The organism is Paenibacillus sp. XY044, assembly GCF_002257645.1.
Taxonomy (GTDB): domain Bacteria; phylum Bacillota; class Bacilli; order Paenibacillales; family Paenibacillaceae; genus Paenibacillus_AQ.
Genome location: NZ_NQMO01000002.1, coordinates 1,058,945 through 1,083,981, shown reverse-complemented (window position 1 = coordinate 1,083,981; position 25,037 = coordinate 1,058,945). Strand labels below are relative to the sequence as shown.

At 48.2% G+C, this 25,037-nt stretch carries 25 protein-coding genes; 4 read left to right on the top strand and 21 right to left on the bottom strand.

What is annotated here, in order from left to right; translation table 11 throughout:
- Positions 1-88: 88 nt before the first annotated feature.
- The 6 genes from CJP46_RS13395 to CJP46_RS13370 all read right to left on the bottom strand — a co-directional run bounded on the left by CJP46_RS13395 (position 89) and on the right by CJP46_RS13370 (position 7,194).
- Positions 89-802, bottom strand: a complete 714-nt coding sequence (locus CJP46_RS13395) for a glycerophosphodiester phosphodiesterase family protein (protein ID WP_094596060.1) — start codon at positions 800-802, stop codon at positions 89-91.
- A gap of 40 nt (positions 803-842) precedes the next feature.
- Positions 843-1,709, bottom strand: a complete 867-nt coding sequence (locus CJP46_RS13390; protein WP_094596059.1) for a carbohydrate ABC transporter permease — start codon at positions 1,707-1,709, stop codon at positions 843-845.
- Positions 1,710-2,606: an ABC transporter permease gene (locus tag CJP46_RS13385; protein WP_094596058.1), complete on the bottom strand. Its 897-nt coding sequence runs from the start codon at positions 2,604-2,606 to the stop codon at positions 1,710-1,712.
- A gap of 87 nt (positions 2,607-2,693) precedes the next feature.
- Positions 2,694-4,223: an extracellular solute-binding protein gene (locus tag CJP46_RS13380; RefSeq protein ID WP_256992338.1), complete on the bottom strand. Its 1,530-nt coding sequence runs from the start codon at positions 4,221-4,223 to the stop codon at positions 2,694-2,696.
- Between the two features lie 119 nt (positions 4,224-4,342).
- Positions 4,343-6,181 (bottom strand): cache domain-containing sensor histidine kinase, encoded by a 1,839-nt coding sequence (locus CJP46_RS13375; protein ID WP_094596056.1) that lies wholly within the window; start codon positions 6,179-6,181, stop codon positions 4,343-4,345.
- A complete protein-coding gene (locus CJP46_RS13370; RefSeq protein WP_179281149.1) occupies positions 6,178-7,194 on the bottom strand; it encodes a response regulator transcription factor in 1,017 nt (338 codons plus the stop codon). Before CJP46_RS13370 ends, CJP46_RS13375 begins: the two co-directional genes overlap by 4 nt.
- Before the next feature lie 182 nt (positions 7,195-7,376).
- On the opposite strand from CJP46_RS13370, the gene CJP46_RS13365 reads away from it, so the two are divergent.
- The gene (locus tag CJP46_RS13365) at positions 7,377-8,381 is read left to right on the top strand and encodes an aminoglycoside phosphotransferase family protein (protein WP_094596054.1); all 1,005 of its coding nucleotides are present in this window, start codon (positions 7,377-7,379) and stop codon (positions 8,379-8,381) included.
- 187 nt (positions 8,382-8,568) lie between these two features.
- Here CJP46_RS13365 and CJP46_RS13360 read toward each other — a convergent pair whose 3' ends face one another.
- The 9 genes from CJP46_RS13360 to CJP46_RS13320 all read right to left on the bottom strand — a co-directional run bounded on the left by CJP46_RS13360 (position 8,569) and on the right by CJP46_RS13320 (position 16,743).
- A complete protein-coding gene (locus CJP46_RS13360) occupies positions 8,569-9,165 on the bottom strand; it encodes a TetR/AcrR family transcriptional regulator (RefSeq protein WP_094596053.1) in 597 nt (198 codons plus the stop codon).
- 59 nt (positions 9,166-9,224) lie between these two features.
- The gene (locus tag CJP46_RS13355; RefSeq protein ID WP_094596052.1) at positions 9,225-10,700 is read right to left on the bottom strand and encodes an FAD-dependent oxidoreductase; all 1,476 of its coding nucleotides are present in this window, start codon (positions 10,698-10,700) and stop codon (positions 9,225-9,227) included.
- A gap of 257 nt (positions 10,701-10,957) precedes the next feature.
- Complete coding sequence (locus CJP46_RS13350; protein WP_094596051.1) at positions 10,958-11,482, bottom strand: AAA family ATPase; 525 nt, start codon at positions 11,480-11,482, stop codon at positions 10,958-10,960.
- 56 nt (positions 11,483-11,538) lie between these two features.
- Positions 11,539-11,892, bottom strand: coding sequence for a VOC family protein (locus tag CJP46_RS13345; RefSeq protein WP_094596050.1), 354 nt, complete (start codon positions 11,890-11,892; stop codon positions 11,539-11,541).
- Between the two features lie 89 nt (positions 11,893-11,981).
- Positions 11,982-13,262: a glycoside hydrolase family 27 protein gene (locus tag CJP46_RS13340; protein ID WP_094596049.1), complete on the bottom strand. Its 1,281-nt coding sequence runs from the start codon at positions 13,260-13,262 to the stop codon at positions 11,982-11,984.
- Positions 13,263-13,388: 126 nt separating this feature from the next.
- Positions 13,389-14,273 carry an AraC family transcriptional regulator gene (locus CJP46_RS13335; protein WP_094596048.1) on the bottom strand — a complete coding sequence of 295 codons (885 nt, stop codon included), beginning with the start codon at positions 14,271-14,273 and terminating at the stop codon, positions 13,389-13,391.
- Between the two features lie 144 nt (positions 14,274-14,417).
- Positions 14,418-15,041, bottom strand: coding sequence for a 50S ribosomal protein L4 (gene rplD / locus CJP46_RS13330; protein ID WP_094596047.1), 624 nt, complete (start codon positions 15,039-15,041; stop codon positions 14,418-14,420).
- A 358-nt stretch (positions 15,042-15,399) separates the two neighbouring features.
- Positions 15,400-15,663: a CD3324 family protein gene (locus CJP46_RS13325; RefSeq protein ID WP_094596046.1), complete on the bottom strand. Its 264-nt coding sequence runs from the start codon at positions 15,661-15,663 to the stop codon at positions 15,400-15,402.
- 39 nt (positions 15,664-15,702) lie between these two features.
- Positions 15,703-16,743 carry a Cfr family 23S rRNA (adenine(2503)-C(8))-methyltransferase gene (locus CJP46_RS13320; RefSeq protein ID WP_094596045.1) on the bottom strand — a complete coding sequence of 347 codons (1,041 nt, stop codon included), beginning with the start codon at positions 16,741-16,743 and terminating at the stop codon, positions 15,703-15,705.
- Positions 16,744-17,175: 432 nt separating this feature from the next.
- Between CJP46_RS13320 and CJP46_RS13315 the strand changes: the two genes are divergently transcribed.
- Complete coding sequence (locus CJP46_RS13315) at positions 17,176-17,595, top strand: DUF1259 domain-containing protein (RefSeq protein WP_094596044.1); 420 nt, start codon at positions 17,176-17,178, stop codon at positions 17,593-17,595.
- A 54-nt stretch (positions 17,596-17,649) separates the two neighbouring features.
- Positions 17,650-18,069 carry a DUF1259 domain-containing protein gene (locus CJP46_RS13310; RefSeq protein WP_094596043.1) on the top strand — a complete coding sequence of 140 codons (420 nt, stop codon included), beginning with the start codon at positions 17,650-17,652 and terminating at the stop codon, positions 18,067-18,069.
- Positions 18,070-18,151: 82 nt separating this feature from the next.
- Here the strand turns inward: CJP46_RS13310 and CJP46_RS13305 are convergent, their stop codons facing one another.
- The 6 genes from CJP46_RS13305 to CJP46_RS13280 form a co-directional block, all read right to left on the bottom strand.
- Positions 18,152-19,765 carry a GMC family oxidoreductase gene (locus tag CJP46_RS13305; protein ID WP_094596042.1) on the bottom strand — a complete coding sequence of 538 codons (1,614 nt, stop codon included), beginning with the start codon at positions 19,763-19,765 and terminating at the stop codon, positions 18,152-18,154.
- Positions 19,766-19,952: 187 nt separating this feature from the next.
- On the bottom strand, positions 19,953-20,612 hold the full coding sequence (locus CJP46_RS13300) for an anti-sigma factor (RefSeq protein WP_256992319.1): 660 nt from the start codon (positions 20,610-20,612) through the stop codon (positions 19,953-19,955).
- Between the two features lie 64 nt (positions 20,613-20,676).
- Positions 20,677-21,222: an RNA polymerase sigma factor gene (locus tag CJP46_RS13295; protein WP_094596040.1), complete on the bottom strand. Its 546-nt coding sequence runs from the start codon at positions 21,220-21,222 to the stop codon at positions 20,677-20,679.
- Between the two features lie 96 nt (positions 21,223-21,318).
- The gene (locus CJP46_RS13290) at positions 21,319-21,807 is read right to left on the bottom strand and encodes a hypothetical protein (RefSeq protein WP_094596039.1); all 489 of its coding nucleotides are present in this window, start codon (positions 21,805-21,807) and stop codon (positions 21,319-21,321) included.
- A 38-nt stretch (positions 21,808-21,845) separates the two neighbouring features.
- Positions 21,846-22,649, bottom strand: a complete 804-nt coding sequence (locus CJP46_RS13285; protein WP_094596038.1) for a substrate-binding domain-containing protein — start codon at positions 22,647-22,649, stop codon at positions 21,846-21,848.
- Between the two features lie 369 nt (positions 22,650-23,018).
- Complete coding sequence (locus tag CJP46_RS13280; RefSeq protein WP_256992318.1) at positions 23,019-23,714, bottom strand: GNAT family N-acetyltransferase; 696 nt, start codon at positions 23,712-23,714, stop codon at positions 23,019-23,021.
- A 433-nt stretch (positions 23,715-24,147) separates the two neighbouring features.
- Here CJP46_RS13280 and CJP46_RS13270 point away from each other — a divergent pair, with 433 nt between their 5' ends.
- Positions 24,148-24,951: an inositol monophosphatase family protein gene (locus tag CJP46_RS13270; protein WP_179281148.1), complete on the top strand. Its 804-nt coding sequence runs from the start codon at positions 24,148-24,150 to the stop codon at positions 24,949-24,951.
- Positions 24,952-25,037: the final 86 nt, after the last annotated feature.

Sequence of the window (25,037 nt, the reverse complement as noted above, 5' to 3'; positions counted from 1 at the left end):
CTTTCGTAATTCATATCCTGTCTGCTATTGTAGTTTCCACATGATGTCTGTGGATCCCTTTTTATGATTAGCGGGAAAGGCTCTTATATCAATCCCACAAAATCGTATCCGTCGTAATGTAAGCGGCCCCCGCTTCCTCAAACGGCCGCGAAATCTCCCGCTCGTTCACGGTCCAGATCGACACGTCCACTCCAGCCTTGCTGCAGTTTCGTACGTCATCCGGAGTCGTCGAACGGTAGTCGTAATCCAGAAAAGCGGGCTGAAGCCGGCCGATGAGCTCGAGGTCTGCAGCGCTTGGCGGGTTGGCCGATAAAAAGCCGAGCGGCACCGCCGGGTCGATGGCACGCACCTTCAACAGATCGTTGGCATTGAAACAAATAAAGCTCATTTGTCCCATCATGCCGGAGCCGCGAACCAGCTCAACAAGCTTTTCCAGATCGCGATCCTGGTGATATTCTTCGATCTCGACAAATGCGTGCATGCCGTAGGAAACACACACGGACAGCACTTCCTCCAGCGCCGGAATTTGCAGGCCCGAATAGCCGCCGATTCCATTTCCGGAGGTGATGCTCAGCTCACGGATCTCGGCAAAAGAGAAATCCTTCGTCCTTCCCGTTCCGTTCGTCATCCGGTCGACGGTACGGTCATGATGGACAATCCAGCGGCCGTCCGTCGTACAATAGGTATCGCATTCAATGCCCCAGAATCCCGATCGGCCTGCCAACTCAAAAGCCGCAACGGTATTCTCAGGCGCTTGCATACTAAGCCCGCGATGGGCTACGTATTTCGGTTGATGATTCACCTATCTTCACCTCAATGATCCGAATTTTTGTTGCTGTGGTTTATCCTTTGATCGAACCGAGCATGACCCCTTTATTAAAATATTTTTGCAAGAAGGGGAAAATGACCAGCAGCGGCAGCGCCGTTAACATGATGGCCGCCATTTTGGCTGCAGGCGTATATTTATACAATACATTGGACGCGTTGGAAATGGTAGGGTCATCCTCAACGAGCATTTGCCTTAGAAAAACCTGCAGCGGCATTAGTTTCGCATCGTTCAAATAAATAATGGCGGAAAAATACGTGTTCCAGTTGCTCACCAAATAAAACAACGTAAAGGTCGCGATGACCGGCATGGACAGCGGCACGATGATCGATAAAAACAGGCGCCACTCTCCGCTCCCGTCGATTCGGGCAGACTCTTCAAGCTCAAGCGGCATGGACTGGAAGAAGCTTCTCATCACAATGACGTTAAACGCTGCGATCGCCGAGCTTAGCCAAATCGCCCAGAAGCTGTCCAATAGATGGAGAGAGCGGACGACCAAATAGGTCGGAATCATGCCGCCCGAGAACAGCATCGTAAAAAACACCATAAAATTCATTGTACTGCGCAGCTTCAGCCACCGCTTGGACAATCCGTAGGCCATGAGGGAGGTCAGCACGATATTCAGCGCCGTCCCTCCCAAGCTGATGATCACCGCATTGCGGAATGCGAGGATAAAGCCGGGATGGGCGAGTAAATACAAGTAACCATCCAGGGTAAATTGCTTCGGAATGACAAAGAACCCCCGCGTTAAATACTCGTACTCCGTCGAGAAAGAAACCGCGAGTACGTAGAACAATGGAAAAATCGCGATCACGGCCCCCAGGAGAAGGATGAAATAAACGAGACACGTGAAGAACAGATCGTGACCTTTTGCCTGCCGCATTTAAAACACCCCCTCCTGGCCGAATCTCTTGGCGATCCGGTTCACAACCCATACCATCACCAATCCGACCACGGATTTAAATAACCCGACGGCCGTCGAATAGCTGTAATCGCCTTCGATCAGACCCTTTTTGTATATAAAAGTCTCAAACACCTCGGACACATCTTGGTTCATCGGATTCTGAAGCAGGAAAATATGCTCGAAGCCGAGGTCCATCATGTGCCCGAACCGCAAAATAAACATGACGACAATGACGCCCCGCAAGCCGGGCAGCGTAATATGCCACACCTGGCGCCACCGGTTCGCCCCGTCCATCACAGCCGCTTCATACAGCGTGGGGTCGATACCCGATAGGGCTGCCAGAAATATAATCGCTCCCCAGCCCGCACCCTGCCAAATGTTCTGAAGCAGCCACACCCACCGGAAGTAGCGGGGATCCGTCATCAGTTCGATCGGACCCAGCCCCCAGTCCTCCAGGAGCCGGTTGATGCCTCCGGAGCCGGTGGCGAAGAGAACGATCGTAATGCCCACGATTACGACCCAGGAAATAAAATTGGGTGCATAGAGAATGGTTTGGACTGCCGTCTTGAGCCGTCTGGCTCTGACTTCATTCAGCAGCAGGGCGACCAGGATCGGAGCTGGGAAAAAGAAAAGCACATCCAGCAGATTGAGCAGCAGCGTGTTTTTAAGAAGCAGCAGAAAATCGCCTTCGGCAAATAATCTGCGAAAATATTGAAGTCCTACCCATTCGCTTCCCGTTATTCCCTTGAAGGGGCTGTACTTCATAAAGGCGATCGAGATCCCGAACATCGGGATATATTTGAAAATGATAAAATAGAGCAGACCCGGCAGGATCATGAAATAGATGGGAAATGCCCTCTTCCAGTACGCTTTCATGTCTTCAACCCTCCAACTCGCTGTAAAGCCAGCCTGGAAATAAACGGTCCCCAGCGGCCGCAGCCGCCCGGGACCTTCAGGCGAACGTTATGGATTCGCCGTGTATGCGGCATTCACTTCCCCGATAATCTGGTCTCCACCGTTGCTCTTCCATTCTTTGATCGCTTCATCGATACTCTCCACCGGCTTTTTGCCTGCGATGATTTCGATGACGGTTTTGTGGAAGCTGTCATCCAGTGCCGTCCCCTTCTCCAAGTACGTATTTGACGAGAAAAGATAGGCATCGGACGCGTTCTTGTACGGATACTTGCCTGCGTTATCAATGGATTGCTCCATTTCTTTGGCCCATGTCGGATCGCTCCACTTGTACGTGTTGAACGTATTGGAATTGTTCCGCAATACCCAGTTCCACAAGAGGCTCTGCCGCCCCTCGCCTTCGGCCTTCAACTCATCGGTCATTTCATAAGCTCCGCTGCTGTTTTTCTTGTAATGGATATTTTCAATCCCGTTCTTCAGGATGTCTTCTCCTTCCGGAGATACCCACCAATCAAACAATTGCAGAATGCGATCCCGCTTCTCGGCATCCACGTCCTTGCTCAGAACGACTTTAATCGTTCCGCTCGTAGGCGTCGACGTTCCCCGCACCCCGCCTTTACCCATCGGCGGCGCCAGCTCCACAAACTTAGCTCCAGGGGAAATCGTCTGCAGCTGCTGGTTCGTTTGTTGGCTGAACTGGTAATGCATGTCGGCAAAGCCCACTTTACCTTGCGCATACTTCTCGTTGAAGTTCGTGTTCGTAACAAAGTCTTTGTCGAGCACGCCTTCCTTATATGCACGGCTCATAAAGGTCAGGAAAGCCTTCCATTCGTCCGATTGGACCTGCATCGGAATCAGCTTACCGTTCTCCTCCTTCCAGCCATTCGCGAGCCCAAATGGCGCGAACAGCTCCGGCATGCCCATCAGGCTCGAGTTGCCAAGCGCCGAGAATCCGAAGGTATCGTTCTTCCCGTTGCCGTCCGGATCCTGGGTCGTGAAAGCTTTGGCGATGTCATAAAATTGATCGATGGTGAATGTATCAGGGGACGGTACGGGTATGCCCAGCTTATCCAGCCAGTCCTTCCTAACGTAAATGGTATTTTGGGCTGTGGCGTATATCGGAATGCCGAAGATCTGGTCCTTCGGGTTCAGCAGCGCCCATTCTTCCGGCTTCGCGATACTTTGTAAATGAGGATATTGGGCTAATTGGGGTTTTAAGTCCTGAAATACACCCTGCTCCACCCATTTCAAATACTGGCTTGGACTATCGATCCGCATCACGTCGGGCAGTTTGCCGGATGCCGCGATCACGTTCAGCTTTTCGTAAAAATTTGCATTCGGCACCCATTGAATTTGCAGGTCCACATTGAATTTGTCATCGATGTACTTGATGATCGGATGATTGTTGTCCGGCCAGCCTCCGCCTTTCCAGGATGCAATCATCATGTCAATTTTGATTTTCTTCGGCTTGTCCTTGTCTCCGTTCGTTCCAGATGCCGTCCCCGTTTTCTCTGATCCCGCGGATGTACATCCAACGACCGATAAGATTGCGAGACTCATAACCAGGATGATTGAGAGCATTCGTTTCACTTCAGGTGACCTCCATTACCCATTGGATTTTGTCCTCTTCCATTTCAATATATCTTGCTGCCAGCGGTCACTTTTTCACAAAATGATGATCTTTTTATCCGAATTTCCGATCATGGTTTTATCTTTTTCGGGAATTTCAGCGTGACGATGCTTCCTTTCCCTGGTAATGACTGCACGCGGACGCCGTAGGATGGACCGTATTTCAACACCATTCGGGCATGAACGTTGATGATTCCAACCGACTCCTCATGGGCGAACGGCTCCGCCTGCTGCTCCACAAGCTTCATTCGATGAGTGATCCGCTCCAGGTCTTCTTCAGGAAACCCATTTCCGTTGTCGGTGATGTCGATGACGAGGTCGTCCTCTCGCTCATAGGCTTCCACCGTAATTCGGGCATGGCCGTTTTTGGGTTCAACCGCGTATTTCACACTGTTCTCCACGATCGGCTGCAGCGACAGCTTGATCATGCGGCAGTCCATGCAGGACTCCGGCACCGAAATGCTGCTTTGAAAATGATCAAAACGGATATGAATGATGTCCAAATAATTTTGCAGGTTCCGCAGTTCATCCCGCAGCAGCACTTCCGACCCGGGCATTTTCGATGTATACCGGTAGACGCCCGCCAGACGGGTCGCCATTTTCTCAATGGTCGGCACCTTCTCGATAAAAGCGATGCTCTTGATAATTTCCAGCGTATTGTACAGCAAATGCGGATTGATTTGGTTCTGAAGGGCCTGAATATGCGCATCCCTTTGCCGCAGCTGCAGCTTCATCTCATTGATCTCCAGACGATGAACGGTGTGGATGAGTTCATTCAGCCTGGACGTCATTTGATTAAAACTGCCGTTCAGCTGCTGTATCTCATCCCTGCCGGCAACCACCACCGCACTGACTTTGGTATCACCTGTCTCCACGCGCTTCATCAGATTGCGCAGGTGAAGAATGGGCTTCACCACTTGGCCGACCATCCTGGGAATAAAGAGCAGCGATAACGCAATAATGCCCGTCATCACCCACAGCGTAGCCTTGCGGGCAAAGTCCAGGCCGCTGGCCATCTCGTGTAAGGGCACGGAGGCAACCATATTCCAGCCGGTCACTTCCGAGCGGTTGCCGGACATCAGAATTTTCTCCCCGTCTCGCTCAATGACGGCATCCTGCTTACCGAGGGGAAGAACGCCCAGAGCCGTATCTTCCACGTGCCGGCCTGCCAAACTCACGTCCGGGTGATACACGATTTCGCCACTCGAATCCACGATAAAAAAATATCCTGTTCTCCCGAGTCTCGTCTGTCCAAGAATGTCCTGGATTTCCGTAATCGATAAGGCAATATTCAGGTTGCCGATCAGCTTGAGCGAATTCGGATCAAAAACAGGGACGATCAGCGTAATATAAGGGTATGCGGGCATGACCGCATCTTCATGGCGGTAATAGGAGGGAACGATTTTTAATTTGTCGGACAAGGGGCTGACCTTCCAAGGCGAGGATTCAATCATCGGATGACTCAGGGAATGATCTTTCGAATAAATCAATCGGTCGTCCAGCGAACGGAGAACAATCCCCAGGACGTTGGAGTAATTGATCGCGATATATTTGGACATGATGCCTTCGACCAGCGCCTCCTGTTCCCGGTTGAAATTCTCGCCGCTGATGAGCCATTTCTGCAGAAGGCCGCTTTCCGGATTGTCGCCAAGCAGCGAATTCGAGGGCAGAGGACCGGCAATCGAAGCGTAGGTCGATTGGGCCATTTGCGTAAAATACCGGTCAAGCTGATGATTGATTCGCGCGGTTGAGTCCTGGGCGATTGTGTAAAAATCATCTTTAGCCGATTCGGTATAGTAGTAGGATGTGAAGACCGCCATCAGTGCGATGGACACAAAGCTCACCGACAGCACCAGCCCGAGGATCTTCGTCTTGAACGAGAAGCGGTAATGCCAATGGCTCCATTTCATGATCCCATCCTCTTTCTGTATTCGAGGGGCGCCACCCCGGCAAGTGCCTTGAATACCCGCGTAAAATACGGCGTAGACGTGTAGCCGACGATTTCCGCAATTTCGGATACGGCGTACGAGGTGGTTCGCAGCAGCTTTTTGGCCTCGTCAATACGCAAACGGTTGACATAACTGACGAGCGAGCTGCCTGTATGTTTTTTAAACAGCGCACTGAAATGGGAGACGCTGAAATTCGTCAGGTTCGCTATGTCCGTGAGCGACAGGTTCGTTTTATAATTGGCGTCGATATACCGGCACGACTGGGAAATGGCGGCGGGCATGCTCGTTTTCGGCGATCCCGGGTATCCGAGGTACCACTTTTCCAGCAGCATCATGTAATATTTCAGGATGGACGCATCGTCGCCTGACTGATATTTCGGAACGTCTTTGAAATCCAGGCCGAGTTCATTCATCAGACTTTTCAGCTTGTGCTCCATCAGATTCAGCAGCCCAACCCGCGCATTTTTGTTCAGCACATGCAGTCTTAAGATGGACTCGATTAAATGGCGCTGCTTCTGCAAAACCGCATCCATCGTCAAGCCCTGGCTGTTATCCAGTAAAGACTGAAACTTGACGATATAGTCGTTCAGGTCCTTGAGCGATTCCAGCTTCTCCTTCGACCGGTTTAACGCTTCGGTCAGCGTTTCAAACTCTACCGGCTTCAGCAAATAGTCCGACACGCCATACGTCATCGCCTTTTGGGCATATTGAAAATTATCGTAGCCGCTAACAATGACCGATACGAGCGGAATGCGATGCTCAGCTATCCTTTTGATCAGAGATAATCCGTCCAGCTCGGGCATCATGATATCGGTGATCACGAGCATGGGCCATACTTCTTGAATCATGCTCCAGGCTTCTTCCCCGTTGCTGCATTCTCCAACGAGCTCGAATTCCTCCCCCGCCGTCTTCACCATCTGGACGATTCCTTTCAGTACCCACGGTTCATTTTCGGCGATCAAAACGGTGTACATTTTGCGCTTACCTCCATTGTTGGCAATTATCCAAGATGCTTGGGACATCCTTTCTGATATCTAAAAAAACCATTCGTGAACGAATGGTTTTTTCCTGCTTCTTGACGGACGGGTAATTACACCCATTCCATGCTACAATATCCGGTATATACCAATAGAAGGCGAGGAGGCCGGAAGCGGTTATGAATGTTCGGCTAGCAGAACGAATGGTCGAAAGATGGGCATCAGCGAACGCCGATGCGATCGGCCTGGATCCACATCATATCCAAGCTTCATATATCTATAATCCCGGTGGCTTCGGCAATTTGTCACTCCGCTTGTCGGATGGCTGCACGCGTCTTCACGTTAAGCTGGCTCCGCCCGATCGATGCGAGCGGCTGCAGCAGTGGGCAGGCGTCAGCGGTTATCTTGCCGAACACTACGCCGCCCCCAAGCTGGTCCACAGGATCGACCGCGAGATCGTAGAGGGGTATCCGTACGGCCTTGTGTTCGAATATATCGAGGAAGCGGTCCCGCTGGCGGAAGCGCTGAATCCTGAGCCCGTGTTGACAGGCGTGATCGAGGCCGCCTCCAAGCTGCACCGCGACGGCATTCTTCGCGGAATGCTGCCTGAAGCAGAGGCTCGTACTTATGCCGATGCTTTTGAGGACGAGTACATATCCAGATTCACAGAAGACTTGGAAGGAATCCGCGGATCCCGGGAGCTGCTGCGGGATTTCGTGTCGGATGAGACCATTTCGTGGTTTGGAGAAGAGATCGAAAGGCTGAGGGAAACCGTCCGGCAGACCCCCGCATTTGGGCTGCCTGCGCGCGATGTGGTTCATAACGACCTGAACGGAAACAACGTACTGACTTGCGGTAACGACGGCTTTCGGATCATCGACTGGGACGACCTATCCGGCCAGGGAGATGCCGCGATGGACTACTCCGTCCTGCTTTGGCCGCTAAGGCATGGCCCATCATGGCCGATATGGAGGGAGAAGGTGCTGGCAGCGGCAGGAGATGCGGTTGCCGAACGGCTTGAGCTGTATTTTCGGGCGAAACTGCTGGACGACGTCATTGACGTGCTGGCCGATTACGTCGAGTCGGAGGAGGTCCCGGAACATCGGGAAGAGGCCCAGCGCAAGGCCAAAGCGGTTCATCTTCGCTCGTATCCGCAGTATCTCGCCCAGTATGGAGCCGGATAAGCAGAATTGCTGCTTCCGGAGCTGTCCCCCCTTCCCGAATAAGGGAAAAACATAAAAACTCTTTCCAACCGTCTTGATAGACAGGTAGGAAAGAGTTTTTTTACGATGACCGGAGGCCGCACCATTCGTGACTTGGTCGGATCGTGAAGGACGTCTATCATCCATGATCGCTATTCTTCAGGATCGTTTATTTCCGGGCAACTAGCCGCATCAGCATGTCGGGCTTCGGAATTTGATACACCTTGCTTCCATTCGAATTGATAACCATCACACCGGATAGGACGGATAAATAACAAACGATGAGCTCACGCGGATCTCCTTCCGTCAATTCCCCTGCCTGCTGGCCCTCTTCGAATAACGGCAGCAGCATATCCACATACGTATCCATAGAATATTTCTGTTGAAGCTGCTTCACTTGTTCGGGCACCCCGTCGGACGTGGCTGCCTGGTGAATCAGCATGAAGTATGGAGTGCCGTCTTCATTGAGGATTTCCGCCGTTAACGCCCTGATTTTCTCGAGCGGCGTTCCCGGCATGTCATAAACACTGCGCAGCGCCGCTTCCGATTCGGCCATCGCCTCTTGAACGAGCGAGGTGAACAATTCGTCTTTCGATTTGAAATAATGGTACAGCAGCCCGTTGCTAATGCCTGCCTTTTCCGCGATCATGCTCATCTTCGCGCTAAGGATGCCCTTGCGGGCAAATACCTGGAGCGCTGCCGCCTTGATTTGCTCTTTTCGTTCATCGCGAATTTGGTGTAATTGCTCTTCGTTTAATGGTGCCAATGTCAAGTACCCCTTTGCCGCCGTTTTCTATCAGTATATCAAATCCCTCTTTACTACCGCTATGGTCTGACCAGCTCGAACGGCGATTCCGGGAACCGGGGAAGCATTTCTTCAAGAATCGTCTCAACGGGCTGGCCGTTGTCCGCCGTAAGACTGGAGAGCAGCTTCCTGCCTTCTTCCGAAGCGGTTAACACTTGGACTGCTGTTTCAGGGTTGAAAATGTTTCGGGGGGATACCGATAACGTATTAACCGCCCAATAGAGTCCATAGAACTTCCAATCGGGTTTGCTGACAGCATACTTGAGGAACAGCTCCATATATTCCCGGCTAAAGGCGTCCCCCCTGCTCGAATCCGCCCCATCGTATTCGACCCCCTCCCACCGGAGATCGGCCGTACAGTTCAGCCAGAACGCCGGCTCGATGGCCTCTTTGATACGGTGAAGTACGCCATGCTCCCAATCCGGCCGCTTCTCAGCGTGCTGTTCCAGCAGACACGCCTCGAGGATTTCGACAGAGATGGCAGCCACGGTCATGCCCTGGCCGAAGATCGGGTCATAGATGCAGTAAGCATCTCCCAGGACCAGCAAGCCTTGCGGCCACTGTGGCATCTGCTCGTATCGATGGCAGTACAATTCCGGAACGCGGAAAGGTCTGGGTGAAGCGATCGGTTCGAAATCGCGGACGATTTCCGATATTTTCGGGCTCGGAAGCTGCTGTAAGGCCATCTCGAATTCGGCGGCATCTGTTGGAGGGTAATTCCCGCCCGGACGGGCGAGCAGCACTTCTGCCGTTTCGTTTTCGATAAAGGAGAAGACGCTCGTATACGTACCGCTGGCAGGCTGACCTTGAATGTTAATAACGTCCCATTGATCGATCAAATGAGTCAGATGCGGCGGCACTTTATAACGGCGGGTGCTGTATCCGAGCGAGACCTTCAACAGATCCGGTTTGGGAACCTCGTAGCCCAGGTCCATAAGCCAGCCCGATAGTTTTGATGACCGGCCGCTCGTATCGATGACCAGATCGGCAATCAGGGCTTTCTCTGGTCCGGACTGCTCGCGGTCTCTGGCCTGCACTCCCGTTACAATCGATCCATCAGGGCTCGTTAACAAGCCGGTCACCTGGTGTTTCGTCAGAAATTGCACGTTGGAAATGGCGGCCGTCCGCTGGCGGATGACCCACTCCAGAAGCGCTCTGCTGAATTTAAGATCATCCCGGTCGTACTTCATTTCCAAGCTGCCGTACTGGTTTAGGAAATACGCTGTTTTGTTGAGAGAAGATGGGCAGCCGTTCGCGATCATATCTTGCTCATATCCAGGAAAGAGCCGTTCGATGACCGCTTTCCCGCGCGCCGTAAAGCGATGCGGATGGAATGCCTGGGGTGTTCCCGGGCGAACGTCCGGCCGTGTCGGATATCCATCTTTCTCGATGATCAACACTTCTTTGAAATGATCCGAAAGCACCCGCGCGGTCATTAATCCTCCCATACCTCCACCGATGACGATGGCCTTGCTTTTGTTTGTCTTGGTAACCATAAGATGATTCCTCCTCGAGTTTAGATTGACTCATTCAGTCGATAATAGTCCAAAAAAATATTTATGTCGGATTGTTTTAGATTGACTCGTTCAGTCAATGTTATTATGCGTCGATTAACAATTATTGTCAACCCCTTTTTTCAAGGGCTGCCATCTTGCCTCTTCAGAGACTTTCGAGCACAACAAAACAGCGGCCGACGAAGACTTGGAGAATAGCAGTCTAAGGCTTGCGCAGCCGCTGTTTAATAACACTTCCGTTAGTTCGGCACATGAACATGAAACCTATCGTTTGTGACCACTCCTGCGGCAACGTCGGCCGGATCCTTTTGATTCGTATCCACAACATATTCCGTATTGACTGGCGAAGTCTTTAGTTTATTTAGCAAAAACAGCGAACGGTCCAATGAATGAATATCGCCTCTCTTATTGAGGCGCTCCGCTATCGTTTCTTCGTCTGCAAGCAGCACCGCATATTTGAGCTGTACGTTCAAATCGGCGATATGCTGACAAAACCACTCGAATTCATCTTCGACGACAAAGTCGATCACGACATGAAAGCCCCTTTGGATAAAATTTCTGGTGACCGAAAGGATATTCATCCAAGCTAAGCTTAAGCGTTCCTCCCATGCCGGTGAAGGCTCTGTCATATACATGTGGAGTAAATCGTCGCCCTCGATCAACACGCAGTGTTCCACGAGCCGCGCCAGTTCTTTCGACGCTGTGGATTTACCGACCCCGAGCGGACCGGAGATCAGATAGATTTTCTTCGTATCCCCATCCATATGAACCATCCTCCTCTCTCCAATAAAACCAGTCTAACCTGTCCAATCGGCTGGAATCAGACTTCTGTAAAATGCCATAGAACACCGGCGGGATCCAACAAATGGATGGCGCGTCTGCCGTATGGCTGGATTTCAGGGGGCTTGGCTTTAACGCCGTATTTCCCGATGACAGCGTTTTGAAGATGGCTCCACCATGCATCCAAGTCCTGAACGCATAGTTCCAGCATATAGTTCATCTGAAATTCAGCGTTCTGATAGTTCTGTAGATGGAATTCTGTTTCGTCCATCCGGAAAATCGTAAGCTCATCGCTGGTGAACATTTTTTCAAATCCCATATCTTCATAGAACCGCACCGCTAACGGGTAATCCTCACCTGACGGAACAAAAGGTCTTAACTTCAGTGATTTCATCGTTATCATCTCCTTAACAATGATTATAAAAAACGCCCCACGGCATCATTATAACAGCCGCGGGGCGTCTACCAACATATATCGTATTTTTATTCCGGGATAAGCCGGAGCAAAGCAGCTCCATGCGGTGGAACCGTAGACGCCAATGTGCCGCCCAGCTCCCCGCGCTCCTCTCCGGTCCACAAATTTTTCGCATGTACCGAGCCAGATATGCCTAACTCAGCAAGCGATACGGAAACTTCGGCAGCCTCCTCGCCGGTATTGAACAGCGCCGCATAACGCTCGCCAGCGGGACCTTCAGCAGTCCAGACAGCGCTGCTACCAGTCCGGCTCACCTGACGGGTACCGAAGCTGTGCTGATGCATGTCCAGCACGTCCCGATTCGTCAGCAGCGATAACGTCCACTCATCGTTGTCGCGCATTTCGCCGCCGAACATGAGCGGCGAACGGAAGATCGTCCACAGCGTCATCATCGTGAGCTGCTCGTCACGCGTAAAATTCGTCATCCGGTCGGGATGACTGCAGCGAACGCCGATGCGGCCCAGAGGAAGCATGTCGCAATCCGGCCAGCAGCCGGGTTTGGGCCGTCCCTGCCAGGTCTCGCAGCGGTCGAACATATCGAGCAGCAGCGGCCAGCGGTCCCAGAAATCGTCGGTCATCCGCCACATGTTAGCGTTGGCTTCAAGGAAATCGGCATGCTTCACGGGAGCGGGTCCGGGCGACAGACTCAGCACCATCGGACGGCCGGCATGGTCGATCGCCTTGCGGATCAATTCAATCTCCGCCAAATGCGGCCCTCCGTGCAGCCAAGAATCCGCAATGTCGTCTACCTTGATATAATCGACACCCCATTCGGCGTATAGCTCGAACAAGGAATCGTAGTAGTCCTGAGCCCCTTCCTTCCCTGCGTCGACGCCGTACATGTCCGTATTCCATCCGCAGAAGGAGCAGGTATGGGCGATATTTCGTGCCGTGATGTTCGTGCCTTTAATCGGGGTATTATCATGTGCCGCCTGCCGCGGAATGCCGCGCATAATATGGATGCCGAATTTTAATCCAAGGCTATGTACGTAATCCGCCAGCGGCTTGAAGCCCTGGCCCCCCTCCGCGGACGGAAAGCGGTTCACCGCCGGAACGAGCCGCGAGTAACCGTCGGTTTCCAGCCGGACGAACGGTCTGTAAAGGTCGGAAACCGCACCCGGCTCGTACCATTGAATATCGACGACGACGTATTCCCATCCGTAATCCTTTAAATGACGAGCCATATATTCAGCATTGCCCCAGACTTCCGCTTCCGTAACGGTTGCGCCGTAACAATCCCAACTGTTCCATCCCATAGGGGGTGTTGGTGCAAAGGAATGATGCTGCATGACGTTCCTCCCGAAATGATTTAGTAGAATGAAATTGCTTTATGCCTCCTATATTACGGCCGGGAAGAATGACGTTTCCATAGTAATCTTTCGTCTGTCATAGCAATATGTTGCGGTCCAACACATCTAATCGAAGAACATTCGGCTGAACGTCAGCTGCCCCTCTTCGGAGCGGAAGCCCCCGGGCGTCAGCCCGGTCATTTTGCGGAACACCTTAATCAGGTAACTGCCGCCGGAATATCCAACCTGTGCGGCGATCCGTTCAACGCTCATGTCCGTCTGCCGGAGCAGCCGCATCGCCTGTTCAATCCGGACCCGATTCAAATATTCGCTCGGTGTCTGGCCGACCGCGGCGGCAAACGTGCGCAGTAAATGGTATTTGGACCATCCGAGCCGGTCCGACAGCTGGTCCAGGCTGATCATCGAGCGGTAATTCGCATCCATATACTCGGCGGCCTGGCGTACTTTATCCGGCCAGTTCCGGCGTTCATCATGCGGTGCCAACGCATACCGGCACAGTTCGGATACGAAGGAGTATACACAGGAAGAGGCCGTGTAAGGGTCCGTAATCCGGCCGTAACCCGCTTGATCCCAGATCTCCTGCAGCACGCGGACGGGCAGGCTTGTGGGCGGCAAGTATGGAGCCTCTCCCAATCGCAGCTTCGCTTCCTCCCAATTCGGCAGGATGAGCGATGGCCGCATCAGAATAAACACGAAGGACCAATGCGACCCGACCGCCGGAAAAAAATAGCGGTGATTCCCCGGAATTTCGGCCATGATCGCCCGTCCCTGACCGATGCGGTACGTCTCCGTATCCGACTCGAACATACCCTCACCCTCCAGCGTATACTGGAACAGCAGCAGCGGACCGTCCTTCCGCTCATCCCCATCCCATCGGTACGACGGGTGCCTGATCTCGTCCCGCCCGACCGCAAACAATTCGCACAGCGCCAGGTGCGAAGGCGCCGTGAAACGAAAGCCGTAGGTGCCTGTCTCCATACCGGATGCCATGTGTTCCCCTCCTTTTCCAGTAATGATCACTTATACGATTGGCTTTGTTATAACTATAATCCATCCCCGTTCGAGCGCAAACTAAAAAGCCTGATCCTCTTGGGATTCAGGCTAATAGAGGTGTGTATGAAATTGATTTACTTCCTAAACATAGATCTCCGTAACCATTCTTACAGCATCTTTAGTAATAATGAACGTATCGCAATTCAGAATATCATATACATTCAGCGAATCGGCTTCTGTTGTTTGCACACCCGGAATGTTATTTGCACTTTTATAGACCATATGATCTTTTTCAGGTATGACTATAAGTGCTTTCCTATTGGCATCCAGAGCATTAAGCATGGCAACGATGGACTTTGTCCTGTAACTCTCTAATTGAATGCTGTCGACTACAATGAGCTCGTTATCTTGTACTTTAGCCGACAAAGCCGATTTGATCGCGAGACGCTTGACCTTTTTATTCAGGCGATAACCATAGTCGCGAGGTTTGGGACCAAATGCGACCCCTCCATGACGCCAGTGTGGCATACGAGTCGAACCCGCTCTAGATTTATCAATTTTATTTTGTTTATAAGGCTTTCGGCCTCCGCCTCTAACTTCGCCACGAGTTAATGTGGAGTGAGTCCCGCTGCGCTTATTTGCGAGATGGTTGACAACCGCATCATGTAGAACGGATTCGTTCGGGACGATACCGAAGATAGATTCTTCGAGCTCCATATCACCAGTCATTCTACCTTCCATATCATATACGGAAACTTTTAACAAAGCTTAATACCTCCTGATGATCCTCTAGACATATTGTGCATGAATATACGCAGGAACGATTAGCCTTAAGTAAGCATAAATAATGATATTCAGCTGTTACTTGTATTTTAAATCATCATTCCTTTATGTTTACTTACATGACAACCGAAGTATTTACGATAGCATCCATTACTTCGACCTCCTCTTGATACCATTCAAAGAATAATAAATTTAATCATTTGCCCACATCTATACGTTAACAGATTGAAATTTCTTGATCTATATACGGAATGGTACTGTAGTATTTAGTATAAAAAACCCCCTACAAGTCACATCATGCTTCCTTTAGCACGGTTTGCTTGAGGGGGGAAATCCATTTCTACTTCTGATGAATTATTTTTCTGATCGCATAGATTGACAAATAGAACGATTCCGAGAGTTCCTCGACGGATGCTCCTAATAAATATGCTTTTAATATTTCACGGTTTCTTTGGTTGATCTCTTTTCGGGCGCCTGATAACTCTCCCCAGCTTCGATGTTGATTTTTTATAGCGGGAATATAGAGGTACTCCCCCTGAACAAATTCTTGTAATTTTTCGACTAACTCTTCCGGCAAGACGGCAGAGGCGTTAATATATCTCACTGAGACTCACTCCTTGAAATGATGGTTCAAGCAGCAAAATCATTTGGCTTGATTTGATCCGTACAGCTGCCCGCAAGCTGCGTTGATATCAGAACCAAACTGGGTTCTGACGGTGACGTTGACTCCTTTGGACTTTAAGACTTTAAGAAACATATTTATACTGTTTTGATCCGATTCTTTATAACTTTGTGGGGTGGCATCGGTAGAATTATAAGGGATGAGGTTGACATGATATAAATGTTCCCATGAGCCCCTTCCACGCAATAAATCAGCAACGGCTTCAGCATGTTTGGTCGAATCATTGATTCCCCTTAGAAGGATATAAGCAATGTAGACTTTTCGCTTCGTATTCTGGATATGCTCATCCAACACCGCCAAAACTTCTCCCAACGGAAAATGATGATTGATAGGCATTAACTCGCTCCTCTGATCCTGAAACGGGGAGTGAAGAGAAAAAGTTAAATTGATCTGCGGGAAATCCCTCGTTAACCTCTTTACTCCAGGCAGTATACCTATGGTAGACACGGTAATTCTCCGATGCCCCAATCCAAAAAGCTGAGGATCCGTCAGCACCTGTAAAGCATCATATACATATGGATTTGCGAGTGCCTCGCCCATCCCCATAAAGGACACACTATCCAACGGGTGATTATGCAAGGTGAAATAAAGAAGCTGGTCTGTGATTTCATCCGTTGTGAGATTTCTCTTCAAACCAAGCGTTCCCGTAGCACAAAACGTACAACCAAAACCGCAGCCGCACTGGGATGAGATACAATAGGATTCCCAGCCGTCTTTATAACTTAACTTCACGGACTCAATATGTTCGTCACCGGGGATAGTAAAAAGGATTTTGCTTACTTGTTTGGACTGCTGCACGATTTTGGGCGTAATGCTCATTACATTGTCACCGATCTCCTTGATGAATTCGTTTCTTACGACTTTAGGCAAGTTGGTCATTTCTTCAAAATGTCCGATTTTCTGCTTGAAAATGGCTTCCGTAATTTGCCTGTATCTATAATCAGGTTGTTTAAGCGCCGATAGGATCTGACGGATTTTCTCGTATTTAGAACTATGCTTCATCGTTAACGATCTCCTCTTAAACGGAGAAAACGCAAAAAAGCACCAGCTTACCGGTGCTTTTTGCGTTACATTAACCTAGCTATACAAAAACAAGCGACTATCTAAAAAATAAGTCACTCACCATATCTATGCATAGAAGGATAAAGTTCCGGTATCTGAATTGTGTATGTGATTTGGTGAACCTTGTCAAACATCGCTCTTAAAGACAGGTTCACCTGATCATCTACAATCTCAGAAATCGTCATCGCTTTATCCCTCCCTTTTCATTTTTATACTGAAGAAACTATCACAAGATGCTTCTGTCCGTCAAGCGTTTGTCATGCGTAATATCGAATGTTCGTTTTCTTATGCGAAGTACCCTATGTTATCGGTCCACGCAACTTTCTTTTTTGATCATAGAATACATAGAACTTGATAAAAGGAGGACTTATGATGGCAGAACAAGTAAAGGTTAGTCCGCAGTTCAAAAAGCTTTGTACCCAATTCGGGAAAATATTGGGGGGTGAATCGGAAGTTGACGCAGGTCCGGTTTGCTTTGTCACGCGGATGACGAATTTAAGAGCGACCATTCTGAGAAAAAGAACGCGTTCCCCTTTGGTTCAAATGCAAATGTTTTCCTTCGAATCTCTTGATAAGTCGGGCCGCGCACTTTGTCTGGGTGAAACTGCCGTTCATCAAAATCAGGTGAATCAATTGATGTCGAATCTCCGTAAACGCGGGATAAAAGTCACAGCGGTCCATAATCACTGGCTGAAAGAACAACCTCGCTTAATGTATATGCACTGGGAATCCATTGATAATCCTGTTGCATTTGCTAGAAAAACAAAAGAATCCATTAAATTTTTGGGTTAATGCCGTTGAACGATCCGTTTGTAAGTATATCATTTCGTGGGAGGATGATTTCGGATGGCGCAAGTTAAAGTAAGTCCTCGCTTTAAAAAACTATGTGACGAATTCTCAACGATTTTAGGTGGAACGGAGCATGAAATTACAAAAGGTCCGGTTTGTTTTGTCTCCAGAAACAGAGTCATTAGAGCCTCTATATTAGGAAGACGTACCACTTCTCCTTTGGTCCGGTATCAACTGTTCTCATTCGAATCCCTGAATAGTTCGGGTCGTGCCCTCTGTTTAGGGGAAACGGCTCTCTTCCAAAATCAAGTCAACCGATTGCTGACAAATCTCCGCAAAAACGGGATTACAGTAACGGCAGTCCACAATCACTGGTTATTCGAGAATCCGCGCCTCATGTATGTTCACTGGGAGTCGGTCGATGATCCCATTGCATTTGCAAGAAAAACGAAACAATCCATTAAATTCTTGGGTTAATATCAACAAGGAGCAAAGCTCTCAAGTCCCCGGGTTTTCGAACCCGGGGACTTTTGAATTCTTTATGAATAAGATGGGTCAATTACTCTTCGTCGCTCTCGTCTGGCTGTCTTCTGCCTTTTTTATCCGGTAATATCAATTGCCTTGCAATCGTATAACCAATAAGGAAAGTAGCGGCTGAAGTATTACCATCCACCGTAAATGGAATGATAGAAGCGTCTGCAACGATTAAATCTTCTACCCCGTGCACGTTTCCCCTTGAATCGACAACCCCACCCTTTTTTAACGGAGCCATGCGAAGGGAGCCTTGCTGGTGATGATTATGGTCGAAATTCTGTTTAATAAACTCCTCCAATTGCGAGTCGTCCTCAATCATATCCAGTGTGGGTGAAACAAGCTGGTATGACGGATCGATGGATGCGAGTTCTGCCGCTATATTTTTAACATAGGTTTTAAAAATATGTTTAACGGCTTCCATGTCAGCCGGATTGGCGAGAAATCCTTCATCCGCAAGCACGATTTTAAGCGGATCCTTGTTCTGGATCTTAATCGAGCCTCGGCTCTTGGGGCGCAAGTAAAGTACCGCTAAGGTTAACATGCTGTCGGAACCAATGCCAATAAGCTGAACCGCCCGGCGATTGCTGTTTACACCCGTCGGATCGGGCAAAAAGGCTCCCCCTGTATAAAGGGCATTCAGATCATTCGCAGGCAGGGCATTATCGTTCGGATTGGTGGTGAATGCGGCAAAGTTAAGTGTGTGATTTCTCAACCTCTTGCCTACGTTCGGGTTATTAAAAACCACAGGGATACCTGCTTCTTTAAGTAATGCAGCCGGCCCAATTCCGGATAGCATTAATAGTTGAGCGCTATTGATGCCCGCAGATATGATCACCTTTTTTTGTGCGTAAGCTCGAATGCGTTTTCCTTCTTTTAGGAATTCCACGCCCGTGGCGCGTTTCTTGTCAAAAAGCACGCGTAGAGCCGTTGATTTAAAGAAAACTTTTAGTTTTCTGCCGTTTACACCGCGGCCGGAAGGCGTCATGATATCCGAAGAGAGAAAGGCTGTGGAGGAATTTTCCCTTCGACCATTTGGATTTTGATACAACTGCCAACGGGTAAATGGACCCAGGGGTGTTTTAGGATCGTTATAGTCAAGGATCTCCGGAAAACCTGTAGCCTTCTCAATGGCTGAAGTGAGCTTTTCCGCCATAGATGTAGGCTGTACCGGGGCCTGCCTTATATCGATCCGACCACTGTATCCCCGTGCTTTTGAATTATCGGTTTCTCCGTTATACTTTTCTAACTTCTTGAACCGACGAATGGCCCGCCTAGGTGACCAAAGCGGACCTAAGAGCTTTTCCCATTCCCTAAAAACGGCTGATGTAGGCCGCACATACTGCTCCCCGTTAATCGAGGATCCCCCGCCCAAGAGGCGCCCCGTAGTCCATTCAAACGAGCGTTCATCCAGCCCCTCTTGCGGAACTCCTTCCGCTTGCCAGAAGTATTGGGGGGAGAATAGTTCTTCCAGTTCAGGAGCGAATGTAGAATCCCTAATGGGTGTATCCTTATCGTTGTTTTCACCGGCCTCCAAGACAAGAACCGATACTTCTTTATTATCACTTAATGTTTTGGCGATGACTGCGCCAGCAGGACCTGTTCCTACGATGATATAATCAAAGGTTAATTTCTGGCTCATCAAAACTCCCCTTATTAAATGGTCTAATGTAACAATATTACATTGACCTGTCCTATGTTCCTGAGCCAAAAAGAAAAAGGACTTCCGGATCTGATATTATCCCCTTCAGGTAGACAAACGAAAAAGGACATCGATAGAACTTGACGGGGCTATGCCACAAAATATATCTGTCCTTTTCTGTTACCATCTATGACCCGGCTATTTTTTCTCCCCTTGGCTGGCTGCTGTTGGTGTCCGGTTCAACGGTGATACCGATTTGATCAAAAGTCTGCCCTGCGGCGAGCTGGTAGGTCAGTATTCCGGATCCGTGTTCGTCCGGCTTGAATATGCCGCCATTTTCCCTCGTGCCGTTTTTCAGCAGCCAAACCTGGTAAACCTGTGAAGCTTCGACGCTGGGCAATTCGTGTACCTGCACCACCAAATTTTTCGCTGATCCCTGCTGGACAATATAGGCGATGCCGTTTGTTCCCGGGTGGCTGTGATTGGCTGCTTTTAAGGGAATGGCCGCTAAAATTTCAATAGGGATATTTTCGGCATGGCGATTTTTGTCCTGTACATTCGCTATTCCAAAGCCAATAGTCACGAGCAACAAGACGGCCACGATACTGGCTGAAACTGGAGTGAACTGGCTTTTGAGCATCATGGCAAGCTTGCTCATCTTAGTCATGAATGTTTCCGTAACGCTTCTCCTTTTGCGATCAAAAACAAACCCCAGCACCTCATCTTTTAGCGATTCAGGCACCTCGATTTCGGTATAATCAAACGGCAAAGCATGCCATGCCTGGGACAATTCCTGATATTCTTTCTTGCAATCCGTACAATTCTTTAAATGTTCGACAAAGGCCATGTGTTCGCTCTCCTTGAGCTCATTCGCTATATATGGAATTAAATGGTCGCACTCTCTTTTCATTTTATTTTATATCCTCCAGTTCCAGATGCTTTCTCAATCCTTTAAGAGCCTGGTGAAGCCTGCTTTTAATCGTACCGAGCGGCTCTTGTTCCAGCTTGGCGATCTCTGAAAGAGAATACCCTTTCCAATAAAGCAAATCGATTAATTTTCTTTGCGCCGTCGGCAATTTGTTTTTCGCCATCGCAATATTATTACTATTTACTCGTTGCTCGATTTCATTGGCAGGGTCGGCGATCTCTTCATGTTCCTCTTGATGGTGCTCAGTATGCCTCTTCTCTTTGCGAAGGTAGTCAATGCAAATATTGCGGGTAATCGTGAGGAGCCAATTAACAAAGCTCCCTTGAGCGGGGTCGTATTGGCTGTTTGTTGTCCATAGCCTCAAAAAGACCAACTGAATAATCTCTTTCGTCTTATCCTCATTCCCATTGCAAAACTTCATAACAAAGCTGTAGACAAGCTTTATATATCGATCATAAAGCTCCTCTAATGCGTGATGGTGGTTTTCGTTTACCAATCTCATTAATTCCGCATCGTGTTTTTCTTTCATATGGCACTCCCTGCTATTGGATAAAAATTCATTGCAATTTTTTTATTCTAAAAGAAAAGATAGGAACGACCGCGACGGATCGTTCCCTGGGCAGGTTTATTCAAATTTTGTTTCGCTGTTTACGACAAACCATATATCTTTTACTCCTTGTCCGTTTACATCCCCTTCTTGCTTGTCATTTGCAAAATAATAGAGAGGAAAGCCTTTATACGTGACCTGCTTCTCCCCGTTGTCTTCTCTTGTGATCGTATCAAAATCCTTTTTGTCAAAACCTTCCGGGACGGTGAAATCCTCCTGGGTAAATGCCGGCCAGTTTGCCAGGCATTCTCCGCTGCAATTGCTTTTTCCTGCTTCGTCCTTTTTGAAGTAATACAGGGCCCTTCCCTGTGGATCCGCCAGGTACTTTCCAGCTTTCTCATTCTCCAATAGCCGGAGGCTGTCAGCCGGGGCTTTTTCCGATTTAGTTTGATCCGTTTGGGCTTGATTGGGTTGATCCGCCTCTGTTTTTTCCTCAGTGCTTTTTCCGCAGGCAGCCAAAACAAAAATAATCGATAGGATCACAAGGGTAAAAATTCCTTTTTTCATGTATGTTCCTCCCCGTTTTTTAGATTCAAGGCTTATCCTTACTTCCAGCCCCATTTTTGAAAGATTTGGTGAGATTCTTCCGTTCTTAAATAATCAATAAATTGCATGGCCTCTTTTTTCTGATCGGTGATATTCGTCAGGGCGATCGGCGTTCCACGATAGAGTTTTTCTTCTTCAGCCAGTTCGACCAGGTCAGTCACATCCTGGAGCCGGTAATGCCACGATTCATAGGTAATCCAGGCGTCCAGGCTGGAATTCGATTTCCATCTTTCAATGGCTTCGGCACTCGACTTTACTGAAAGGTTAATATTTTGGGAGATGCCTTCGATCAGCCCTTTTCTGCCTGCCAAGTCTTCCCACAGGCCAAGCTGTCCAGCCCCATTCACATCGATTATTTTTACTCCCTTTTTTGTTAAATCCTCCAGGCTTTCAATCTTCTTAGGGTTTCCTTTCCTCACCAATATTCCCGCTGCACGCGGGTAAAGCTCCATTCGTGATTTAGTGTCGATCATATCGGAGTGGTTAAAGATGAAGTCCTGCAGCATATACTCGGAACCACCAAAGATAATATCTGCATCTTGCTTTGCCTTGCCGATCCAATTTCCCTCTGGTCCTGCTGTTACTTCCACTCTGATTCCCGTTTCAACTGAAAAATGTTCAGCAGTTTCCTTGATCGGTCCAAGTGGTCCGCCCGGCCCGTACACCCGGATGACATGATCACTTTGGCTGGAATTTGGTGTCGCCTGGGACGCCGGCTTATTGTCCATTTTTGCATAGGCTGACAATCCGGCAGCCGTAAAGACAAAGAGCAGTAGAACTGACAGGAACACGGTTTTCATCATGATTCTTCCTCCATTTCATACATGATTTTTCCGGTACTGTTAAAGGAAACGAAGGGAGGCTGTAAACGGTTTGATTGTAATTGCAAAATATTAGATGCTCCCCTTCAGCCGTAACAATTTCGATCATGCTTTCTGACGACCCAACGAGTCTGCCTTGGTTGTCCAGGATTGATGTCACCACTTTCACATCCTGGATATGATCATGCTCATTCGGCACATGGGTCTGAACTTCCAATGTCATTAAAATAGAAAAAAAAAGACGACATTTCGACTTCCCTTGTGTAATAACAAGAGAATACGACTTGTCGTTTTTTATGAAACACAGAGCCCCTCGTTAAATGAAGAAGAAGTCTTGCGTGTTACTGAATTTTAACTCATATGAATGTCTGTCCCATACTGAATTAACTTTAGTTTCTTTGCCACGCTTTGGGATGCAAAATTGTTCCATGAAGTACTATATAATGCAATTCGTCCTCGCTTTTGCACCTCTGCAGCCCAAGCATTCGAAACTTCTACGCTGTATCCTCTTCCACGGTAATTTTCATGTGTAAAGATACTTGCTTCATCAGCAATTGATGTCTGTCTTGCACTGCAACAAATTGAAACAGGGATACCTTCCTCAATTATTACAAAGCAAGGTTGCTTATACTCGAAATCTTCAAACGTAAATCGAAAATGATCTTTTAGAAGATCTTTGTTTTCATGAGTCACTTGTATTGCATTTGGACATGACCTACTTATGACATCTGGGAATACGTATGCTGGTCCAATCGATAGATTATTTATTGGTAAATCTATACCCAAATCTTTCATTACATCTACCAAATGATCACCAGGATTTGTCCCTTTGAATTTTTCTAGCTTTTCTACGACACTTGCCTTCAGCGTATTTGAATACCTTACTACATACCCTTGTTTGGTGCCACCGATGAAAATCCTTGGAGCAAGATCGTATGGGGGTTCATTCACGACTGTCATTCGATTTTCATTATCGTGTTTAAACAACACTTTCACATGATATTCCATCAATTCTAAATCAGACAACATAATACTTGAATCCCTCAATGTAAAACTCCTCTTTGTTATTTTTGAGAAGATTTCATCGTTTTCGGGTCAATAGATGATCCTTCCCTTATTATTGAAACTTTACGACCCATTTTTTTAGAGTAACCCATATTAACCCCCTCCTTATTCATAGGTTCATTATATTCCAAAATGAGTTGGCCTTTCTAAGTTGCTACAAATCAGAAGCATTGACCTGATCGGAACGATAATCCGCCGAGCAAAACAACCGCATCCTTGCTTCCAAAGGAGCAATTCATATTATTTAAAACTGTTTCTTGACCATAAGATTTGACCAAATTTTTCACTCTAGCATATAAATCCTTGTGGCCTTACTTTTAATATATAATGATAGTAAAAAATGGTAGCTGGTCTAAATGTACACACTCATCCGTCATCACAAAGCATTTCAAAAACTTGCCCGGAGGTTTTTCAAATGTCCAAACCGTATCTCCAATTACTTAAAGAAATCGTAATCGAATTAGGAAAAAATAGCTTGCTTCACTTAGAAGGTCACTTGAATGCAGGTTTGAAAGGATCGCATAAAGAACTAGTCACATTCGTAGACCGTCAAAATGAACATACAGCAGCACAACGAATTCATGAAAGTTACCCGGATCACAAAATCTTGGGAGAAGAAAGTTACACCGGGGATGCTTTTGAACAGGACGATTTCGTTTGGGTTATTGATCCCATCGACGGGACAACGAACTATGTGCATCAAAAACAGTGCTTTGCGATCTCCATCGCTTTATACCGGAATGGACAAGGGTTATGCGGGGCTGTTTATGATCCGACTAAGGAAGAGCTTTTCTGGGCGGAAAAAGGCTCCGGTGCTTATCTGAACAACCAACGACTATGGATTCCTTCTGAATCAACGGAACTAACCCAAGCATTAATTGCAACTTACATTCGGTATGATCAGGAAGAAAAAAGACTTGGATTTGATCGGTTTGTACATCAGATAGCCAATGACTCCAGAGGGATCCGCATGATTGGATGCGGCTCTCTGGAACTGGCCTACGTCGCTTGTGGGCGATTCAATGCGTATTTTAGTTCCTATCAAAAACCGTGGGATTTTGCTGCCGGTAAATTGCTAATCGAAGAATCAGGCGGTGCAGTGACTTGTTTAAACGGTGAACCGGTTAATATATATCTTTCAGGCAGCAGCATTCTTGCTGCAGGAAAAGACCTCCACCGGGAGATATTAAGTATTTCCAAAACCGTTTTGTATTCTTGAGTCTCTAACAAAATATAAAGTGACCAATGAAGTGTGCAAAAGACTATCCGTCATCGGATAGTCCTTTGCTTGTTTACATTAAAATA

What these genes read in the sequence shown, in the direction of transcription:
- CJP46_RS13285 (WP_094596038.1), bottom strand. Translation starts at nt 22,649, where the DNA reads ATGATGAAAACCGTGTTCCTGTCAGTTCTACTGCTCTTTGTCTTTACG.
- CJP46_RS13350 (WP_094596051.1), bottom strand. Translation starts at nt 11,482, where the DNA reads ATGGATGGGGATACGAAGAAAATCTATCTGATCTCCGGTCCGCTCGGG.
- CJP46_RS13375 (WP_094596056.1), bottom strand. Translation starts at nt 6,181, where the DNA reads ATGAAATGGAGCCATTGGCATTACCGCTTCTCGTTCAAGACGAAGATC.
- CJP46_RS13300 (WP_256992319.1), bottom strand. Translation starts at nt 20,612, where the DNA reads ATGGCCTTTGTCGAACATTTAAAGAATTGTACGGATTGCAAGAAAGAA.
- CJP46_RS13385 (WP_094596058.1), bottom strand. Translation starts at nt 2,606, where the DNA reads ATGAAAGCGTACTGGAAGAGGGCATTTCCCATCTATTTCATGATCCTG.
- CJP46_RS13315 (WP_094596044.1), top strand. Translation starts at nt 17,176, where the DNA reads ATGGCAGAACAAGTAAAGGTTAGTCCGCAGTTCAAAAAGCTTTGTACC.
- CJP46_RS13370 (WP_179281149.1), bottom strand. Translation starts at nt 7,194, where the DNA reads ATGTACACCGTTTTGATCGCCGAAAATGAACCGTGGGTACTGAAAGGA.
- CJP46_RS13355 (WP_094596052.1), bottom strand. Translation starts at nt 10,700, where the DNA reads ATGGTTACCAAGACAAACAAAAGCAAGGCCATCGTCATCGGTGGAGGT.
- CJP46_RS13305 (WP_094596042.1), bottom strand. Translation starts at nt 19,765, where the DNA reads ATGAGCCAGAAATTAACCTTTGATTATATCATCGTAGGAACAGGTCCT.
- CJP46_RS13295 (WP_094596040.1), bottom strand. Translation starts at nt 21,222, where the DNA reads ATGAAAGAAAAACACGATGCGGAATTAATGAGATTGGTAAACGAAAAC.
- CJP46_RS13380 (WP_256992338.1), bottom strand. Translation starts at nt 4,223, where the DNA reads ATGCTCTCAATCATCCTGGTTATGAGTCTCGCAATCTTATCGGTCGTT.
- CJP46_RS13310 (WP_094596043.1), top strand. Translation starts at nt 17,650, where the DNA reads ATGGCGCAAGTTAAAGTAAGTCCTCGCTTTAAAAAACTATGTGACGAA.
- CJP46_RS13335 (WP_094596048.1), bottom strand. Translation starts at nt 14,273, where the DNA reads ATGGCATCCGGTATGGAGACAGGCACCTACGGCTTTCGTTTCACGGCG.
- CJP46_RS13270 (WP_179281148.1), top strand. Translation starts at nt 24,148, where the DNA reads ATGTCCAAACCGTATCTCCAATTACTTAAAGAAATCGTAATCGAATTA.
- CJP46_RS13320 (WP_094596045.1), bottom strand. Translation starts at nt 16,743, where the DNA reads ATGAAGCATAGTTCTAAATACGAGAAAATCCGTCAGATCCTATCGGCG.
- CJP46_RS13365 (WP_094596054.1), top strand. Translation starts at nt 7,377, where the DNA reads ATGAATGTTCGGCTAGCAGAACGAATGGTCGAAAGATGGGCATCAGCG.
- CJP46_RS13340 (WP_094596049.1), bottom strand. Translation starts at nt 13,262, where the DNA reads ATGCAGCATCATTCCTTTGCACCAACACCCCCTATGGGATGGAACAGT.
- CJP46_RS13345 (WP_094596050.1), bottom strand. Translation starts at nt 11,892, where the DNA reads ATGAAATCACTGAAGTTAAGACCTTTTGTTCCGTCAGGTGAGGATTAC.
- CJP46_RS13390 (WP_094596059.1), bottom strand. Translation starts at nt 1,709, where the DNA reads ATGCGGCAGGCAAAAGGTCACGATCTGTTCTTCACGTGTCTCGTTTAT.
- CJP46_RS13290 (WP_094596039.1), bottom strand. Translation starts at nt 21,807, where the DNA reads ATGAAAAAAGGAATTTTTACCCTTGTGATCCTATCGATTATTTTTGTT.